Source organism: Salipaludibacillus keqinensis, from assembly GCF_003226325.1.
Lineage (GTDB): Bacteria > Bacillota > Bacilli > Bacillales > Salisediminibacteriaceae > Salipaludibacillus > Salipaludibacillus keqinensis.
This window is the reverse complement of record NZ_PDOD01000001.1, coordinates 919129-939060: the sequence shown is the minus strand read 5'-3', so window position 1 is coordinate 939060 and position 19932 is coordinate 919129. Positions and strand designations below refer to the sequence as shown.

Genomic DNA, 19932 nt, shown 5'->3' with positions numbered 1-19932 from the left:
CCTCCTCTTACATATATACTCTGTTAGTTTCAATAGAGATGAGTGAGTGAATCACCTCCATCCTCTGGCTCGATCAACTTTCAATTCAATCGATTGCCTATGAGTCAATTCAACTTTAACAAAGTCTAAATATCATATTTTTCATATTGGAAAGGCAGTGAATAGGATGTTTATATCAACATTTGGAGCCGTTGAATCTGGGATTATCTATGCGTTAATGGCACTTGGGGTTTACCTATCCTTTCGTGTGCTGGATTTTCCTGACTTAACGGTTGACGGAAGTTTTGTCACAGGAGCAGCAGTGGCCGCTTTGATGATCATTTCAGGATATCCACCGATCGTTGCCACGTTAGTAGCGATTCTCGCTGGATTTGCCGCAGGATGTGTGACTGGGATTTTACATACGAAGGGAAAAGTGAACCCTTTACTTTCAGGGATTTTAATGATGATTGCCTTGTATTCGATTAACCTCCGAATCATGGGGCGATCGAATCTTCCCTTATTAAACGAAACGACCTTGTTTACCCAAGTCCGTTCATTTTGGGAAGGCATTGGGATAGACAATTTCTTAAATGGAATCCTTGCATCGCTTGGGATGGAGTTCTTTCCTCGCACCTGGGGGATTCTCTTTATCGGACTAATCATTGTCATCATTGTCAAAGGATTGACCGATTATTTTCTAAAAACAGAGTTAGGGCTAGCGGTCAGGGCAACTGGCGATAACAAAAAAATGATCCGAAGCTTTTCTGCAAACACAGACGGGCTCTACATCTTGGGTCTTGGTTTATCAAATGCTCTTGTTGCATTTTCAGGTGGATTGGTTGCGCAATTAGGTGGATTTGCTGATGTCGGTATGGGGATTGGAATGATTATTATTGGTCTTGCCTCAGTCATCATCGGTGAAGCCCTGTTCGGAACGAAAACCATTGCAAGAGTCACTCTTGCCGTGATTGGTGGAGCAATTGTTTACCGAATCGTTGTAACGTTAGCTCTTCGCGTAGACTTTTTAGACACGGGAGATATGAAACTCATAACGGCTATCATTGTTATCGCTGCTCTCGTTACTCCACAGATCCTTGATGCACGAAAAGAAAAGCTAAGACGAAAGAAAAAAAGAGTGGCCTTATCAAAGATACAAACGCCTACTCATGGAGGGAATAGTAATGTTACATCTTAATCAAATAAACCTCACGTTTAATGAAGGAACTCTCGATGAAAAAAATGCCTTAGTAAATATTAATCTTTCCTTAGCACATGGTGAGTTTTTAACAATCATTGGTAGTAATGGTGCTGGCAAATCAACGATGATGAATGTCGTATCAGGCAGTTTACTTCCTGACGTTGGGGATGTCATCATTGACGATAAAACGGTGACCTATCTTCCTGAGTATAAAAGATCAAAAATGATTGGACGTGTTTTTCAGGATCCTAATGCTGGTACAGCGCCATCGATGACGATCGAAGAAAATTTGGCAATGGCTTATGCCAGAAATAAACAACGAACCTTTAAAATCGGCGTGACAAAAAAACGAAGAGTCATGTTTCGTGAATACTTAGAGACGTTAAACCTGGGGCTTGAAGATCGTCTTTCAGCCAAAGTCGGTCTATTATCTGGTGGCGAACGTCAAGCTCTTTCGTTATTAATGGCGACATTTACAGAACCTAAATTGTTATTACTCGATGAGCATACGGCAGCACTTGACCCTTCAAGAGCGGAGCTTATTACAACATTAACCGCTGACATTGTAAAAAAATTCAACCTGACGACACTCATGGTCACCCATAACATGCAGCAAGCACTCGATCTTGGCAGCCGCCTGATTATGATGGATAAGGGACAAATCATTTTGGACATCGCCGGTGAAGACAAACAAAATTTAACGATCGAAAAACTACTACACGAATTCCAACGGATTCGTGGAGAAAAAATGACCGACGACAAAACTGTTTTAGGGTAAAAGTCCGTTTTACTATTGAATAGATGTCCGTCAAACAACAAAGGATTCCATTTGTAAGATAATGACTTTCCACCTTCCCTCTGAAAATGCCGTGTGATCCTTGTTGTTCACTTTTACTTACAATTTTTTTACCCGAACTCAAAGGAGGTACAATGGTCGCTTGCTTCGGGTTTTGAAATACAATTCTATGAGGAGGGTATATTCTATGAGAAAGACGGTTATTTCACTATTGAGTCTCTTTATGTTGCTTTCTGTTTTTGCATCTTCTGCTTTTGCGGTACAAAATCATCCATCTACTAAAGGGGAAACGAATCTATCAAGTATTCAAACGTATGATGGGATGATAAAAGAATTAGAATCCCTTGAAAAGAGGAGTAAAGGTAAGCTAGAAGTTTTCACTCTAGCTGATAAAGGCTATGAATACAATCAAAGTGAACAAGGGCGTGATCTGTACGTAGCTAAAATAGGAAACGGTCCTAAAAAAGTATGGGTTCAAAGCAGAATACACGGTGATGAACCTTACGGAACGGAAGCAACTATTCAGCTTCTTCAAATGTATACTAGTAACCAGTCTGCACAATACCGTGAAGTATTAGATGAACTAACCCTCTATTTTGCTCCAATGTATAATCCTGATGGAAGTGAAATGAATATTCGCCAAACAGTGTTACAGGATGGTAGTGAAAAAAGAGTTGACTTAAACCGGGACTGGGCTGAAGGAGCATTTGAAGCAGTAGAGTCTAAAGCATGGTACAGCTTCTGGGCAGATATCCAACCTGATTATGGTTTGGACATTCACCATCAAGGTTTAAAAACAGATTCAGAAACCGGTCAAGCCATAACGATGTCATTGGGAATTTCCTTAGCACCTGGTGGACCAACTCTTCCATACCTTGAAGATGGTCTATACGAGGATATTACTCGTCAAATGCAGGTCCATGTATATGACGCTTTAAAAGGTTATGGATTTACGAACATTGACCGTTATACTGTTGGTGGTAACTTAGAAATTGATATCCGCGGCGGTGTTGTATCTGCCATGATGCTCGGTCTTAACTATGAAGGATTAAATGAAGATAATCATAGTCACCCTGCCATCTTCTTTGAAACTTCTGGTAATACTAGAGAAGGTAACTTAGGACAGCGTGGTCGTGGTCATAACATTCGTCAGAATACACTAGGTATTCAAGAGCTGTTACATGGATTAGCGACTGAAGAAGTCTATGACGCTGATCCTGAACGTTGGGATGAAATCCCCCATCCTGAAATTATCGGCTATTTTACTGATCATTCAGGAATTGTACCTGTCGGTTATTAACCACGAAAGCTTATAGAGGATCATTTTTAAAAAAGCTACAAACCTACTGAAGTACGTTAAAAGAGTCTGAGCCCAATTTAGGCCCAGACTCTTTTTTTAAAGAAATCTACTTGCTACTTCGGCGCTGAGAAATAGTGAGCGTCTCAAAGATCAGCGAGACTAAAGAGCTCTATTTTGCTGTTAGTATTATTACCGAGGAAGTGACACTTGCTACCTTTTTATCATTTTGCATGAGATCGGCAACAACATACGCAATCGTTTTTCCTATCCTTTCCACTCTGGCATCAATGTCTACTTTCCCTACTACTACGGGTCGGTGAAATGTTGTGCTTAAATTAATTGAACCAAAAGATTGATCTTCATTTAATAAAGATGAAACCGCATAAGCCATCGTAATATCTGCAGCAGACGAAACGAAACCGCCCATTACGATCCCTAATCCGTTTATAAATCTATCATCTGTTTCCCAGCTAGCAACGGCTTTCCCGTCACTAGCTGTCTTAATTTGAATGTTGAGAGTCTTATCACAATTAGGTGGTTCTATTTGTTGTGAGACCACATCCATTAAGTTGACCACATTATTCCTTTCTCCCACTAAAAACACCCCCAATGTAAAATAAGAAAATAAAAGAATCCTCTTCTAAATTTTAAGTATTCAGAAAATCATCTCGTTTCCTAAAGACCATTCCTTCAGCTAAAGCGATTAAGTCATTGTTTTCGTTATAAATTTCCATTCGATAGGACCCCACTTTATTAGACTTGAAATCTTCTTTCGCTATCGCTGTTAATCTATCACCTACTGCTCCCGCTTTTAAGTAATATATCGTCACATTGATTCCGACAGCCGTTTGCCCATAAGAGTTACTTGCGCATGCAAAAGCTACATCGGCTAGTGAAAAGATCGCTCCTCCATTGGCCGCTCCATGGAAGTTAACCATATCATCCTTTATGTTCATTGTTACTTTCGCATATCCATAGTCTAATTCCTCTATTGAGATTCCTAACCACTTAGCATATGAATCTTTCTCGAAGTGATTCTTCAGATCATTCAGCACGTTCGACACCTCCTATTTAATCGCTCGTTTTTATTGCTGAATTTTCCATTTAGGCCTCGTTCGAGGTGAGAAAAAATTATTTTGCTGAGATCGATCCTTAATACGCTCCTCACACATTCGGTCTGCCGCTTGCGTTGTTGTTATATTATCGAGATTTGCTATTTGAAAAATTTCAAGAATCGATTCATAGATAGCATTTGTCTTCGTTATCACTCGTTCAGCATTACTTCCATACAATTCATCAGCTACTTGAATTAATCCTCCCGCGTTAACAATATAGTCAGGGGCGTACCAGATCCCTTTTTCATGAAGCATTTTACCATGCACATCATCCTCTAACTGGTTGTTGGCTGCTCCAGCAATAGCCTTCACTTTCAGCTTAGATATAGTGTCAAAATTAAGAATACCTCCTTGTGCACACGGTACAAAAACATCTGCATCAGTAAGAAAGATCTCATCACCTTCTACTGCTGTGATTGTCCCTTCTAAGTTTTCAGCTAATTTTTTTAGACGATCAATCGTGGAGGATTGTAATTCAGAAACATAAAGTTCACTCCCTTCCTCCAATAATTGGAGAGCGACTTTGAATCCTACCTTACCAAGTCCCTGTACAGCATACTTCCTTGCACTGAAAGCTTCATCCCCATAAATAAAATAATTTATGGCTTTTAAGCTATTCAAAACCCCTTGAGAAGTAGGAACCGACGAGTCACCACTTCCCCCATATTCCTTAGGAACCCCAACTAGGAAACTCGTTTCCTTAAGGGAATGAACAAAATCTAACATCGTTGTACCCATATCTGTACCCGTGTAAAAACGACCATTTAGGGACTCAACAAATTGACCAAAAGCACGGAACATGTTTGAAGACTTATCCTTATTAGGATCTCCAATAATAACCGCTTTCCCTCCGCCGAAATCAACATCAGCCGCTGCACATTTTTGAGTCATCCCTTTTGATAGTCGGAGAACATCCTTAAGAGCTTCTTCTGTAGATTCATAAGGATACATCCGACATCCCCCAAGAGCAGGGCCTAGAGTCGTATCATGAATAGCGATGATGGCTTGCAGACCAGAACTTGGTTCGTTACAAAATATGACTTGCTCATGGTCTGACATGTCTTGAAATATACTCTTTGTTAAAGATGATTTTTCACGTAATCTATCCATTTATAAATCCCCTTCTCTAGTTACTATTTCAACGCTAACGCTAGTCATCCTCTCATTAAATAACTACATAAATAATGCAACCAATTATGAACTACGCCTATCGATTAACTGAGTGGATGGCATGGCCTAAAGCCGCTTCTGCTGCTTCTAACCAAGCTTCTGTTAATGTAGGATGGGGATGGATCGTTAAAGCTAAATCTTCGACGCGAGCTCCTAATTCTAACGCAAGAGTCCCTTCACTTATTAAATTGGAAGCGTCACTACCTACGACATGAAATCCTAATAAAACATGCGTATCTGCATCTACAATCACTTCTGCAAAACCCGCTGGCTTCTTGGAAATCAATGCTAAGCCATTTGCACTGAACGGAAATTTTCCTTTTTTAATTTGATAACCTTTTTGTTTTGCCTCTTCTTCGGTCATACCTACCCCTGCAATTTGTGGATCCGTAAAAATAACATAAGGGATCAGAGAAGTATCCATTGCACTTGGTAATCCACTTATAACTTCTGCGGCAATCTTTCCTTCTTTAGATGCTTTATGTGCTAAAGCTGGACCTGCCGTCACGTCGCCAATAGCAAATATATTATCTTGTCTTGTGCGACAGTGTTCATCTACCTCTATATGACCGCTATCCTCAACGATGATGCCTAGCTGGTTTAACCCTAGATCTTCCGTATTAGGTTTTCTTCCCACTGTAATTAATACTTTCCTACTTTGAATTTTTTGTTCTCCGTCTTTAGTACTTACATTTAATTCGACTTCATCATTTGATACTGTTAGCTTCGATACCTCTGCTGAAGTGACGATATTCATACCTATTTTCTTGGCTCTCATCATCACTTCTTTACTAAGTGTTTTGGCTGTTGCAGGTAAAATGCTATCAGACAGTTCTATTATTGTGACTACCGTCCCTAGTTTAGCAAGGGCCATCCCAATTTCTACTCCAATGTATCCACCTCCAACAATTGTGAGTGAAGAAGGTAAATCTTCTAACGCTAATATTGAAGTAGAATCTAAAATATTCGGATGAGGATTTCCAACAAAACTTGGCACAATCGGTCTAGATCCTGTTGCAATAATCGCGTTCTCAAATTTATAAATTTCAAAGTCTCCGCCAGTTTCTACACCAATGCGGTTATTTGAAAGAAAATTCGCCTCACCTTTTACAATTGTAATCCCTTTGTGTTGGTCACATAATTGATGGACCCCTTTGCTTAATTTAGATGTAATGCTTTCTTTCCATTCTTGCCATACTTTAAGATCAGTCTTTGGCCGTTCGCCTGACATATCTACTCCCATATCTTGTAATGAATGGAGTTCATCTACTTTCTCAGCTGTGTGTATGAGCGCTTTAGATGGGATGCACCCTCTATTTAGACATACGCCACCTAATTTATCTTTCTCAATAAGCACGACCGTTTTACCTAGTTGCCCCAGTCTTATTGCTGCAGAGTAACCGCCAGGACCACCACCAATGATGACAACATCTACTTCCACTGCTACTTCTCCTACAACCATTTACTTCATCTCCATAAATAATAACTTAGGATTTTCTATTAATTCTTTCATTTTATTAGTAAAGCGTACAGCTGTTGCTCCATCATTCAGACGGTGATCAAATGATAATGAGACATTCAACATTTGTCTGATCACACTTTCATTATTCCTTACAACATTTTGCTGCTTCATTTTATGCATCGCTAAAATACCGACCTCTGGATGATTGATAATAGGCGTCGCTTGTAGGCTTCCTAATGGACCAACATTACTAATGGTAAAAGTACTTCCTTTGATCTCTTCTAATTTCAACTCACCATTTTTTGCTTTGTGTGAAAGATTGGTTATCTCTTTTGCAATGTCTACTAGACTCTTTTTATCGGCATCTTTAATAACTGGTACGATCAATCCTTCCTTTGTATCCGTTGCTAACCCAATATGGTAATACTCTTTAAGAATGATCTCATTCGTCTCATCATCAATCGATGCATTGAATGTTTCAAAGTCTTTTAAAGCGGTTACAACAGCTTTAATAAAGAAAGGTAATAACGTCACTTTGATATTTTGGTTCTGATAGTAATATTTGAGTTCATCTTTTATCATTATCATTTCATCCATTTCAATTTCTTCTACATGGGTGACATGTGGAATGATTTGCACAGATTTTTTCATATGATCGGCTATTTTTTTGCGAATGCCATTAAAAGGGATTCTTTTTTCTCTATTCAACTCGCTATTTTCACTTGTCTCAGGAGTAGATCGATTCTTTGGCTTAGGTTCATGTGATTCTTCTTTTTCTTTCTTTTCAGTATGATGATCAGAAGGCGATTCTTTAGAATAACTTTGCAGATCGCTTTCTAAAATTCTTCCTGCGGGACCTGTACCTTGCAAATCGTCAATTCTTATGTTCATCTCTCTAGCTAACTGTCTTACATATGGAGTGGCTAACCCTTTTATTTTGCCAGACGATCCCCTATTTATAGATGATTGGCCCCGATCTCCAGTCTCTTGCCTAGAGATGGTTTCATTCTCATCAGAACTTCTCGATGCTGCTTCCGAAGATGTTGATCCGTCCTCAATTTTAAATAAGGTGGAACCAACTTCCGCTACTTCACCTTCTAAATAAAGTATTTTCTTTATTTGTCCACTAACTGGGGAAGTCAGTTCAGCATTCACTTTATCTGTCTGAACCTCCAATACTGGTTCATCTTGCTTGACCACGTCTCCTTCTTTTACAAACCATTTCAAAATTTCACCTTCATGCATTCCTTCTCCCACATCGGGCAATTTAAAATCTATCATATATCTTTCTCCTTTATACTTAGAAAGTTATTGTTTCGTTAATTCCTTGCTCTATACGTAACGCGTTAGGTAAATACTGATCTTCCAATGTGAATGACGGGACGGGAATATCAAACCCTGCTACACGTTTTACAGGTGCCTTTAAATAAATGAGAGCGTTTTCATTTATGATTGCAGTGATTTCGCCACCTAAGCCTCCTGTTTTATGAGCTTCGTGCACGACCATGGCTCTTCCGGTCTTTTTTACGGAATGAATGATCGTCTCCTCATCTAAAGGAGAAATACTTCTTAAATCAATCACTTCACATTTCCACCCTTTTGATTTTTCCAACTTATCAGCAGCTTTCATAGCTTCTCTAACCATGCCTCCCCATGCGATAATTGAAAGATCTTCCCCTTCTTTTACAACATTCGCTTTACCAATGGGTATTCTATACATCTCTTGAGGAACTTCTTCTTTAAAGGCACGATAAAGCTTTGTATCTTCCAAGAAAATAACTGGATCTGGATCCTCAATTGCTGAAATGAGGAGCCCTTTTGCATCATGAGGCGTACTGGGAGCTACCACCTTAAGTCCAGGAGTCTGAACAAAAAAAGATTCAACACTTTCTGAGTGTAATTCAGGTCCTCTTATTCCTGCTCCATATGGCGTTCTAATAACGAATGGAACGGAAAATTGACCTCTTGTTCGGTACCGCATTCTTGCTGCATGAGAGACTAATTGTTCAAAACCTGGATATATAAAGGCTAAAAATTGAATTTCAACAATGGGGATCTTTCCATTTAACGCTAACCCTATAGATGAGCCGATAATTCCAGATTCAGCAAGGGGCGTATCAACAACTCTATCTCCTCCATACTTCTCAAATAACCCTTCTGTAGCGCGAAAAACACCGCCATTTTTACCAATGTCTTCTCCTAATAGCATGACTTCTTCTTTCGTTTCTAACACTTGATCTAATGTTTGATTTATCGCTTGTAACATCGTTAATTTTTCTTGTGTCATATTATCTCTCCTCGCCTAACAAATGAAGAAACTCTTCTTCTTGTTTTTTTATTGTAGCGGTGTTGACTGCATAGACATGTTCAAACATCTGCTTGGTTGTAGCTTTCGGATAATTCTCTGCAATACTTAATGCTTCATCAATTTCTTTTTTTATTTCTCTCTTCATCTCATCTTCTGTTTCCTTATCTAATAAATGATTCTTCCTTAAATATTTCTCTAATCTAGGAATAGGATCTTGAGTCGTCGGCCAGTCTTTCTCTATTTTTTCCTGATTTCTGTATTTTTTCGAATCGTCTGCTGTCGTATGTGAACCATACCGTGTTGTCACAGCTTCAATTAATGTCGGACCCCCACCGTTACGAGCTCTGTCGACAGCTTCTTTTACCGTTAGATAAACGGCGAAGATATCATTACCATCAATCCGAACACCTTTCATATCATAAGCGTGAGCTCGTTGTTTAATTGTTTTAGAAGCGGATTGTTTTTCAAATGGCACACTAATGGCGAATTGGTTATTTTGGCAAAAGAATACCGTTGGCGTTTGGAAAACACCTGAAAAATTCAATGCTTCATGGAAATCACCTTCTGAAGTAGCCCCATCGCCGAAATATACTATGCTTACGTTCTCTTCCCCTTTTAATTTATCTGCCCAAGCCGTCCCAACAGCATGGAGTAGTTGAGTTGCGATGGGAACGGATGGAGGGAGTATTTTTTTACCTTCAGGACAGATCGACCCATCAATGTGCCCCATCCAATATAAAAAAATCGTGCTCCATTTTTGCCCATGGGTATGAGTTGCTGCATGATCACGGTAAGTTGGAAACATCCAATCTGAAAATTCAAGGGCTATACTGCTACCGACTTGAGAGGCTTCTTGTCCTTTAAAAGAGGCGTAAGTTCCAAGTCTACCTTGTCGTTGTAATTTCATTGCTTTTTCATCAAATTCACGACAGCTGACCATTTTCTTATACATCTCTAACATAAGGTGAGAATCCATATTTTGTGGCAAATTTATTAAACTATCTCCCTCAATGGACAACACTTGATATAATTCGTCTGATTCAACGTGCAAAGATTCTATTTCTTTACTATTTATCATGAGTAAATACCCCTTCCACAGGTGATTTTCCAATTTTTATTTATATAATAATTCTAAATTTTCCAATAAATAATGTATATAATATTAAGAATGCATATCTCCGTCTTTTTTTCTCTTTCGGAAAAAAAATCAGCAAATTATTTACAGATTGAAACTACATTGGTTTTATTGTCATTATTCTTTTTTTTATTTTCAATTCACTTACATAGCACCACGAATACATGAAAAAGCCTGACATAAGTATTTAAATACATACTAGGCCAGGCAAATTTCAGTATTTATCATAACGTTTTATCGTGGACTTTCTATCCTGCCCTTACCCTACAATAGGTACGACAACTTTAGATAAGGTGGGTGATTTCACAACGATCGAAGTATTGACGATTCCGTAATTGACTAATTCATCAATGAGTTTCTCTAAATGATTCATATCTTTTACTGCTGCCTTTAACATATAACTAATGGATCCGGTAATGCGATGGCATTCTAGAATATCTGGATTTTCTGCAGAGAACTTTTCAAATGTTAAATAAGGAACTTTCATATCGCTCATTTGGATAAACGTAATGATATGTCTTCCAACTTTAGGATAAGATACTCTAGCGCTAATACCTTCAATTACGCCAGCTTCTTGAAGACGGTTTAATCTCTCTCTTACACTTGGACGACTTAGATTTAATTTTTTCGACAATTCACTTAACGTAATTCTTCCATCTTCTTGTAATATGTTTAAGAGTTGAGCATCTGAATGATCTATCATAGAAACCTCCTTTTTAAGAAAAAGCAAAAGTACCTCACCGGCAAATTCCCTCTTCACTAAAGCTTTGCTCTTAAGGGGGGCTGTCTATTAAAAAACACCTTGCCTAAAGAGCTATGTACTTGGATGTAATGTACTTCAAGACAACTCTTTCAATATACTAAAATAGCGACCTATGTTCTTATACATTTCATTCTAAAAACCCTTCTGTCCTTCAACCTGCGCTCTTCATATTAACCATTTTTACCTCGTAGACATTGGATTAGGCTTACATCACTAACCAATATTTCACTTATATTCAATAGTTCTACAAACCTTTCTATTGTCCTGCAAGTTTTAGTATCAGATCATTTTCACTTTAAAAATAAGCAGTCAAGGAATAGTTTTGACTGCTTACTAATGTGAAGAAATTTAGTTAGTTGAGGAGGAAAGACAGACGTGTTTTATTGTAACTTCCTTTACTTATTTTAAATTATATTTCATATGAAGCCTCGATATTATACTGTTTCAATGTTTGACGAATTTCATCTTGAAGTGCTTTAGATGGAAGGTCCATGGGCAAACGCAATGTAGGATTGATTTTACCCATCATGCCTAAAGCAGCTTTAGATGGAGCTGGATTGGTGTCCTTAAAGAGAACGTCATTCAAATTCATTAGTTCAAAGTGTAAATCTTGTACTTTCTTTATATCTCCTTTCTCCCAGGCATTGTGCATATCGGCCACTTTCTTAGGCTCTACGTTTGCTGTCGCACTGATAGATCCCGCGCCACCAATCGCAAGCATCGGATAACAAAGTAGTTCAATTCCAGAATACAAGAGGAAATCTCTACCGCAGTTCAGCAATACTCTGTTTACGTGTTCAAAATTTTTGTTGGCCTCTTTCACGCCTACAATGTTAGGACAATCTTTTACTAAACGGGCCATTGTGGACACTTCCATGTTTAGGGCAGTCCGGCCAGGTATATTGTAGATTATGATAGGTATATCTACAGAATCAGCAACTGTTTTAAAGTGTTTGTACAATCCGTGCTGATTTGGTTTGTTGTAATAAGGAACAATAACCATCGCAGCATCTGCACCCATTTCTTGGGCTTTTTTAGTCAAATACACTGTTTCATCATGGTTTACAGAACCGGTTCCTGGAGCGAATGGGACCCTGCCATTGATAGTTTCCATGGCGTTTTCCATTACTTGAACTCTTTCTTCCACTGTAAGAGAACTCGGCTCTCCTGATGTTCCAGTTACAGAGATTCCATGAGTGCCATTTTCTAATTGAAATTCAATTAATTCCGATTGTTTTTCAAAATCAATCTCATAATTTTCCTTAAAGGGAGTAATCACTGGACAAATAGAACCTCTTAGTTTTTGTTTGATTTCTTCATAACCTTTGCTCATGCAGACTTCCTCCTCTTATTTATTGATTCTATTAAAGGATGATTAAAATTTTTGAACATGTTGTTAGCTTTCCGAGGGCATCCTCCCCGGGAAAAAGGACATGTCGCTTCTAGGTTTTTCAACAAAATAACAATCGAATAGTTCCTAAAATAATCCATACTATCCATCTACCTAATATTATATATAAGATAATATATGATTCAATAGGTAATTATTAAATTAACAGAATAATAAAACATTTTTATTAGTCGATCCTCAACGTAGAAATATATATTTATTGAGGTAACATACTCAATTCTATCTCATCCAAATGAGCTTGGGCATGAAAGACATCCATATCAAAATCGGCAATAAAATTTTCCCAATGTAACTGTGCTGGTGAGCTCTCCTTACAAAGATCTCCATAAAGAGTTGTAATGCGAAGCTGTCCGGGAAGATCATTTGATGTCACTTCACATACTCCCTTAGTCACCATGTCTCCTATTATCATCGCCACTTCATAACTTCCCGAACATGGAATAAAATAATTGGAATCGATGTGAAGGGTATATTCATTTCTATTTCTTTTCAAAATCCCCTCAACTTCATACTGTTTGCCAAGATAAGTTGGTACATCTTCCACTCTTCCAGAGGAGATAAGTTTACGAAGCAATGTAGAACTCACTTTATGCTCACATTTTTCCTGCTTCTCTACAGTTGTGACGCAAAATTGACCTTTTGCATCGAATTGGAGTTGGGTCATATTTCCTTTGCCCTTAAATCCATACTTATAGTCAAATCCAGCTACAACGTGTTTACATTTCAAGCCGTATAGATACTCCTTAACAAACTGATCGTGGGGAATTTGAGCAACCTGTATATTAAAGTCCACGACATAGAGTATATCTACACCAATCTTCTTAAAGATTTTTTCTTTTATAGCCATTGGAGTCATATATTTCGTAACTTGCTCTCCTTTTTTAATCACCGCAGTTGGATGAGGAGAAAACGTCATGACAGCAAGTTTCAAATTTTTTTGGTTAGCAATCCTTTTAGCCGTCTTGATAATTTCTTGGTGGCCTAAATGAACTCCATCAAAAAAACCTAAAGCCATGACGCACGATTCACTGTTTTCTTGTATGAAATTAGAAAGTGGGTAAACAACTTTTATCGTTTTCATTCCTCCCCCTCCTCTTTAACAACATGTCTTATTTACAATAATTAGATATCATTGGTTCTCTCCAATCTTTTTAGAACAGATTAAATGATTGTGTTAGGTCTTCGTTTTTTCAATGTTGGTTCTGAAATTTTTAGTTTTTCACCTGTTTGAATATCTAGTACTTCAGAAGCCTCTTCAAACCAGCAGTCCGGCGCAACATGTCCCCAAAACGTTTGACGCATTGGATCATCGAGTTCCCAACGTATGGGTTCAAAGTCAGTATCACTTGTTAAATAATCACCATTGTACAATTCAATGCGGTGGCCATCTGGATCTCTCAAGTAAAGAAAAAACGCATTGGAGAGTCCATGACGTCCAGGTCCCCGTTCGATGGAAGAGCCTAGTCCCATAGAAGCGAGCACATCACAGCAATCGATCAAGGTCATTGGATCTTTGAGCCAAAAACCGATATGGTGAAGACGCGGCCCTTCGCCATTCATATAGGCTACGTCATGAACACTAGGTTTACGGTGTAGCCAAGCAGCCCAGATTTTATCTTCTTCCCCGGCTGTGTATTCTGAACAAGAGAATCCTAATTCATCAATATAGTAGTTGTACGCCTTTTCTACGTCTTGAACCATACAGTTAAAGTGATCGATTCGTTGTACTTTAGCCCCTTTGTGGAGATGGAATTTCTGCAGCATCCGCTCTGCTTTATCCATTTCCGCATAATACTCTACAGGCATCCCTGAAAGATCTTGGGTGCGTAATGTACGTCCAATTGCTTTTTGTGTACCTTTTTCCATCCACTTAAATACTCGGCCTTGTTTTTCAAAGAGGGCTGATAATTCGTCTAAGTCGTTCTCAGATCTTACTTTGTAGCAAATGACTTCGACAGCGGGTTCGGCTTTTTTCTTTAACCACAGACAATGATGGTTGTGATCTTCAATGGCGCGGTAAAAAATATTCTCTTCATCAGATTCCGTTTCGATGAAGCCCAGAGCATCATAAAACTCTCTTGACTTATCTAAATCAGTCACATGTAAAACGGCACGACTAGTCCGAATAATATCAAAATTCATCGTTTTATCCTCCTTAGATTCAGAGCCTTATAGACTGGAAATGCTTGGTTTAGTTGGTTTCTTTGATTTCACTTGATTTAAGAAGTCTTGCACGTACTTTTTAGAAGGTTCTTTATCGTATTGCTCGTAATATGTCATCCCCATTTTAATTGGGTCTCCGAAGAAATAGTATTCATAGTGCAATTGACGGCTTCCAAAAGCACTCATCGTAACATCCCATGCGAGTCGGAACAATTTCACTCGATCATGCCCTTCAAGGTTTTTCGATTGAAGCGCTTTGTTAACTATTGGACCGAGCTCTTCATCTGAAAAATCTGCTTCTGACGGAATCCCCATCAAACCAGATGCCCCTAAAATTCTTAAGATTTCAACAACACGAGGATAAACCCTCGGGTACCAGTTTCTAGCCGCATTAAGCGCTTCGAAGTCCGGAGTCATCGTCCCCCACTTATCAAGCTTTGCATTTTGCTCTGCGCGGTATAGGTGAGATTTCATCGTTTCTAAGATTAGCATGACTTCCGTTGCTTTATCCTGAACGTGCTGGAATTTATCGATTCCAATCGATTCCATAAGATTCAAGATAATACCTAACATGAACTCGGTTTTAACCACATTTTTAGCTACCACTTGATGAGACATGTGGACAACGGCATTTGTCTCAAGGAATGTCCGATTACAAATAGATGAATTTCCACAAACAAACACTTTCTCCCAAGGAACAAAGACATTGTCAAAGTAGACAATCGCGTCTCCCTCTTCAAACCGACTGCTCATAGGGTGATCCCACTCGCTCTTGCCATAGTCGAAAGATTCACGACTGATGTACTTCAGACCAGGTGTATTATTTGGCACAACGAAAGCAAGAGAATAGATATCGTCTAGTTCGCCAGCCTTTTTAACTGTTGAAGGGAATACAAGGATTTCATCTGTAATTCCCCCTTGTGTAGCTAACAGACGGGCCCCTTCAACAATAATTCCATCAGCATTCTTTTCAACAAGGTGAAGAGATACATTGGCATCTTTTTGTTCATGTTGAGCTTTTTCACGATTCACTTGTGGATGAATCAACGTATGTGTCAAGCTAATATCATTTTCACGGGCATATTCATAATAGTTTTTTGCATTTTCCGCAAACATAGGATCATCTTCTCCAAAAAGGTCGCTGGCACACCCCATCGCCATCACTTCGGAGTTCAAATAGTCCGGTGACCGTCCCAACATTCCACCCGACGTGCGGGACCAAATCTGAATAGCTTCTCTTCTTTTCACAAGATCTTCAATCGTTTCTGGGCGAAGAAATGTCATCCCTACTTTATTGCCAGTAGTAGGTGAAGTATAGAGCATTTTTTCTGGTTGTTCATATTGCAGATCATACAGATTTGCCATGGAATGAATGACATTTTTGAAACTTGGATGGGTACACGGGTCTTCCACTCGTTCTCCATCAATGTAGATATTATTTTTCGCTTTACGAATTCTTTCTTTGTACTCTGCTCCTGTTTTTGCTGGCATAATAAATTCCCCCCATTAAATTTTTGTCAGTTATTTTTTACCAAACTGTGGAATGTGATGGTCTCCCATCGCTACGTGGATGATTTTCGTTTCAGTGTAAAAATCAAACGCATAGTGCCCACCTTCTCTTCCGATGCCACTGTGTTTCGACCCGCCAAAAGGGGTACGTAAATCGCGAACGTTTTGTGAATTGACCCAAAGCATTCCAGAGTCAATGGCGTGTGCAACCCGATGTCCTCGCTGCAAGTCTTTCGTCCATACGTAACCAGCAAGTCCATAGCGAACGTCGTTAGCAAGGTCAACCACTTCTTCTTCATTTTTAAATGTCATCACTGCGATAACGGGACCGAAGATTTCTTCTTGAACAATACGCATGTTATTGTTGGCATTTAGTAAGATCGTAGGGGCAACATAGTTTCCAAGACTTAATTCTTCCGGTACATGTCCTCTTATCACTTCACAACCTTCTTCTTTTGCTAAGTCTAGATAACCTACGACATTGTTGTAGTGATCAGTGTGAATCAGTGGTCCTACTTGTGTATCCGCTTTCATCGGATCGCCTACTTTAATGTTCTCAACGCGATCTCTTAGCTTTTCAATGAAAGATTCAGCAATGTTTTCATGAAGATATAACCGGGAATTCGCAGTACAACGTTCTCCATTGAAAGAAAAAATTCCCCATGTACAAGCATCTAATGCACGGTCTAGGTCTGCATCATCAAACACAATAATGGGTGACTTGCCTCCAAGTTCCATTGAAAAGCGCTTTAACGAATCGGCACCATTTTTCATTATTTCTGACCCTGTCGTTGTTTCTCCCGTAAAGGAAATTAATTCAACATCAGGATGAGCGACAAGAGAAGCACCTGCTCGTTCGCCATATCCGTGTACAACATTGAATACTCCGTCTGGAAGTCCTGCTTTATCAATGATCTCAGCAAGTCGGTTAGCTGTAAGTGGTGACCACTCTGCAGGTTTAAGTACTACCGTATTACCTGTAGCTAAAGCCGGAGCGATCTTCCAAGTTTCCAGCATAAAGGGGGCATTCCACGGTGTAATCAAACCGGCAATTCCTACGGGTTTCTGAACCGTGTAGTTTAAAAAATCGTCGTCCACTTGATAAACTTCACCGACTAGTCGAGCTGACACCATTTCTGCATAAAAGCGAAAGTTGTTCGCTGCTCGTGCAACCATCTTTTTCGTTTGACTAATGGGGAGCCCCGTGTCAAAGGACTCTAAAGGGGCAATTTCATCAATGTGTTCATCAATCAAGTCAGCGATTTTGTAAATATAAGTAAGTCGATCTTTCATTTTCATGTTTCCCCATTCGCCTTTGTATGCTTTTCTCGCAGCCTTTACAGCCTTTGCAATATCTGCCTTATCGCCGGAAGCGACAGCATTGATCTTTTCATTCGTAAACGGACTGATATTATCGAATGTTTCTTTATTCTCTGCCTCCACAAAAGATCCATCAATGTAAAGGTTAATATCCGAAATCGAATGAATAGCCTTCTTACCTGCTTCACTCACATCTTTAAATCGGTCTAAACTCATCCTTCATACCTCCTTTTTCATGCAAACTTTTTGCGTTTTTGTCGAAAAAAACAGAAAGTTTATTGAATAATCTGAATAATATCAAAGCAACTATATCATGCTAGATTATAGTTTAAAAGTATTAAAAAGATTGTTTAAGCATATATTTTTCATATACAATTAACGTAATTACCTTAAATAACTCGTTAATAAGGAGAGAATATCATAATGGATATCAAACAACTGCATTATTTTTGCACAGTGGCTGAGGAAGGCCAAGTGACAAAAGCGGCAAATAAACTTCATATGGCTCAACCCCCTCTCAGTCAACAAATGAAAAAAATTCAAGAAGAACTGGACAGTAATCTATTTGAAAAAAGGGGTCGTTCCCTTGAATTAACACCGGCTGGGAAAATACTATATAAAAAAGCAAAAAAAATCCTTCATGATCTTGAAGAAACGAAGATCGAAGTGCGAGAAACGAAAGAAGAAATACGCGGAGTGTTATCTTTAGGTTCCAATAACTCGTGCTTTTCCTACTTACCTGAACAGCTCAAACAACTCCGTCTCACTTACCCTAAAATCTCGTTCCACCTTAGAGAAGGAGATACTTCTTTTCTCGCAGACAGTATCATTAACCGTGAAATTGAACTGGCTCTCGTCCGACTACCGATTGATCTTGACGATTTCTCCATCTTGCGTCTTCCATCTGAATCTTACGTTCTTGTATTACCTGATAAGTGGGTGAATTTCGGATCTGACGTTCAAAGCATACCGATGACTGAACTTAAAAATTTCCCTTTGATGTTGCTTCATCGGCTTCATGGAACGGGACAGTTCGAGGTCATTGTGAATGAATGCAGAAACCATGGTATCGAACCTAATATCATTTGTGAGTCTCCAGATGCTTCAATGCTTCTATCTTTAGCTGAAAATGGGGTTGGCGCAACGATTCTTCCAAAATCTCTTTTATCTAGTCATCCTTATCAAAATATCCGTGTTCTTGAACTTGAAGATACAGAAGTTAAAGCAGGTCTGGGCATCATCTGGAAAAGAGATCACTATTTAACAAAAAGTGCTCAGCATCTATTAAATTTATTTAAAAACGCTTACCCAAATACGCCTTCATGAGAAAGTTGAAATAATATATGTAATCATATATAATTTCTCTATGAAACCAAAAATAATGAATAAAAGTAAATATGCATACGATTTGTTACGTTCACGAATTCTTGATGGTACATACTCCCCCGGACAACGTATTATTTTAGACCAATTTGCTAAGGAGGTAGGATCTAGTCATATCCCTGTGAGGGAAGCCATGCGTAGACTTGAATCGGATCAATTAATTGAATACAAATCAAATGTAGGGGCTGTCGTGCTTTCTATTGATGAGAAAGTCTACAAAGAAACTCTTCAACTACTAGCTGTCCTCGAAGGATATGCAACAGCGTCAAGCGCTTCACACATGAAAGAGAAAGATATTCATAAACTTATTGAAATCAATGATGAAATGAATGAATGCTTACTTAAATATGACTTTAATACTTTTAGCGATTTAAACAAAAAGTTTCATTTTGCGATTTATTCTCATTGTCCTAATACACTACTCATTAGTAATATTGAGCAACTATGGGAGAGGTTAGATACAGTGAGAAATACAAACTTTTCATTCTTCCCGATGCGCGCTCCTCACTCAATAAAAGAGCACATTGAAATCATTGAATTGTTAAAGCATCAAGCGTCAATAATCGATTTGGAAACGACTGCACGTCAACATAAATTAAACACGCTCTCAGCATTTGAAAACCGCAACTAACTAGGTGTGACTGAATCAAGTGCATCAAGGAACCCCCCCCTGGTGCACAAACTAGGGGTTTTTCCCTTTCCGCAGACTCCTACGCGGAAAGGGAAGCCAATGGAAGCACCGTCCCATCCTTATTAAAATTCATCATCGTTTGCTTCCAAACATCTCAGCTGTTCAGCAGTCCTTACTATCTATGCTCTTAAATCCTCTCTTACTAAACTGCCATCTCCCAATCAATCGCTTTACCTTGGATAAAGATCGTCCTTTGGGGTCTTCATCCATTGCCTCTATGAGCTCC

Annotated in this window: 18 protein-coding genes; 5 read left to right on the top strand and 13 right to left on the bottom strand. The window is 38.8% G+C overall.

Annotated elements, in window-relative coordinates; translation table 11 throughout:
• Positions 1-166 precede the first annotated feature (166 nt).
• The 3 genes from CR194_RS04815 to CR194_RS04805 all read left to right on the top strand — a co-directional run bounded on the left by CR194_RS04815 (position 167) and on the right by CR194_RS04805 (position 3276).
• On the top strand, positions 167-1177 hold the full coding sequence (locus tag CR194_RS04815) for an ABC transporter permease (protein WP_110608480.1): 1011 nt from the start codon (positions 167-169) through the stop codon (positions 1175-1177).
• Positions 1164-1958: an ABC transporter ATP-binding protein gene (locus CR194_RS04810; protein WP_110608479.1), complete on the top strand. Its 795-nt coding sequence runs from the start codon at positions 1164-1166 to the stop codon at positions 1956-1958. The genes CR194_RS04815 and CR194_RS04810 overlap by 14 nt, the downstream gene beginning before the upstream one ends.
• 205 nt (positions 1959-2163) lie before the next feature.
• The gene (locus CR194_RS04805) at positions 2164-3276 is read left to right on the top strand and encodes a M14 family zinc carboxypeptidase (protein WP_110608478.1); all 1113 of its coding nucleotides are present in this window, start codon (positions 2164-2166) and stop codon (positions 3274-3276) included.
• Positions 3277-3445: 169 nt separating this feature from the next.
• Here the strand turns inward: CR194_RS04805 and CR194_RS04800 are convergent, their stop codons facing one another.
• The 13 genes from CR194_RS04800 to hpaE all read right to left on the bottom strand — a co-directional run bounded on the left by CR194_RS04800 (position 3446) and on the right by hpaE (position 17848).
• Positions 3446-3841: a PaaI family thioesterase gene (locus CR194_RS04800; protein WP_110608982.1), complete on the bottom strand. Its 396-nt coding sequence runs from the start codon at positions 3839-3841 to the stop codon at positions 3446-3448.
• Positions 3842-3923: 82 nt separating this feature from the next.
• Positions 3924-4331 (bottom strand): hydroxyphenylacetyl-CoA thioesterase PaaI, encoded by a 408-nt coding sequence (gene paaI, locus CR194_RS04795; protein WP_233254226.1) that lies wholly within the window; start codon positions 4329-4331, stop codon positions 3924-3926.
• 30 nt (positions 4332-4361) lie between these two features.
• Complete coding sequence (locus tag CR194_RS04790; protein WP_110608477.1) at positions 4362-5501, bottom strand: Leu/Phe/Val dehydrogenase; 1140 nt, start codon at positions 5499-5501, stop codon at positions 4362-4364.
• 97 nt (positions 5502-5598) lie between these two features.
• Complete coding sequence (gene lpdA, locus CR194_RS04785) at positions 5599-7023, bottom strand: dihydrolipoyl dehydrogenase (RefSeq protein WP_110608476.1); 1425 nt, start codon at positions 7021-7023, stop codon at positions 5599-5601.
• The gene (locus tag CR194_RS04780) at positions 7024-8304 is read right to left on the bottom strand and encodes a dihydrolipoamide acetyltransferase family protein (protein ID WP_110608475.1); all 1281 of its coding nucleotides are present in this window, start codon (positions 8302-8304) and stop codon (positions 7024-7026) included.
• Between the two features lie 19 nt (positions 8305-8323).
• A complete protein-coding gene (locus tag CR194_RS04775) occupies positions 8324-9310 on the bottom strand; it encodes an alpha-ketoacid dehydrogenase subunit beta (RefSeq protein ID WP_110608474.1) in 987 nt (328 codons plus the stop codon).
• A 1-nt stretch (position 9311) separates the two neighbouring features.
• Positions 9312-10409: a pyruvate dehydrogenase (acetyl-transferring) E1 component subunit alpha gene (gene pdhA / locus CR194_RS04770; RefSeq protein WP_110608473.1), complete on the bottom strand. Its 1098-nt coding sequence runs from the start codon at positions 10407-10409 to the stop codon at positions 9312-9314.
• Positions 10410-10725: 316 nt separating this feature from the next.
• Entirely contained in the window at positions 10726-11169 is a 444-nt protein-coding gene (locus CR194_RS04765) for an Lrp/AsnC family transcriptional regulator (RefSeq protein ID WP_408640725.1), read from the bottom strand.
• A gap of 469 nt (positions 11170-11638) precedes the next feature.
• Positions 11639-12562, bottom strand: coding sequence for a 2,4-dihydroxyhept-2-ene-1,7-dioic acid aldolase (hpaI, locus tag CR194_RS04760; protein WP_110608472.1), 924 nt, complete (start codon positions 12560-12562; stop codon positions 11639-11641).
• 274 nt (positions 12563-12836) lie between these two features.
• Positions 12837-13721, bottom strand: a complete 885-nt coding sequence (locus tag CR194_RS04755; RefSeq protein ID WP_110608471.1) for an FAD synthetase family protein — start codon at positions 13719-13721, stop codon at positions 12837-12839.
• 80 nt (positions 13722-13801) lie between these two features.
• Complete coding sequence (gene hpaD / locus CR194_RS04750; protein ID WP_110608470.1) at positions 13802-14782, bottom strand: 3,4-dihydroxyphenylacetate 2,3-dioxygenase; 981 nt, start codon at positions 14780-14782, stop codon at positions 13802-13804.
• A 27-nt stretch (positions 14783-14809) separates the two neighbouring features.
• The gene (hpaB, locus tag CR194_RS04745) at positions 14810-16294 is read right to left on the bottom strand and encodes a 4-hydroxyphenylacetate 3-monooxygenase, oxygenase component (protein ID WP_110608469.1); all 1485 of its coding nucleotides are present in this window, start codon (positions 16292-16294) and stop codon (positions 14810-14812) included.
• A gap of 30 nt (positions 16295-16324) precedes the next feature.
• Entirely contained in the window at positions 16325-17848 is a 1524-nt protein-coding gene (hpaE, locus tag CR194_RS04740; protein WP_110608468.1) for a 5-carboxymethyl-2-hydroxymuconate semialdehyde dehydrogenase, read from the bottom strand.
• Between the two features lie 207 nt (positions 17849-18055).
• On the opposite strand from hpaE, the gene CR194_RS04735 reads away from it, so the two are divergent.
• Positions 18056-18958, top strand: a complete 903-nt coding sequence (locus tag CR194_RS04735) for a LysR family transcriptional regulator (protein ID WP_199228119.1) — start codon at positions 18056-18058, stop codon at positions 18956-18958.
• A 55-nt stretch (positions 18959-19013) separates the two neighbouring features.
• Positions 19014-19646, top strand: coding sequence for a GntR family transcriptional regulator (locus tag CR194_RS04730; protein WP_233254225.1), 633 nt, complete (start codon positions 19014-19016; stop codon positions 19644-19646).
• The last annotated feature ends 286 nt before the right edge of the window (positions 19647-19932 follow it).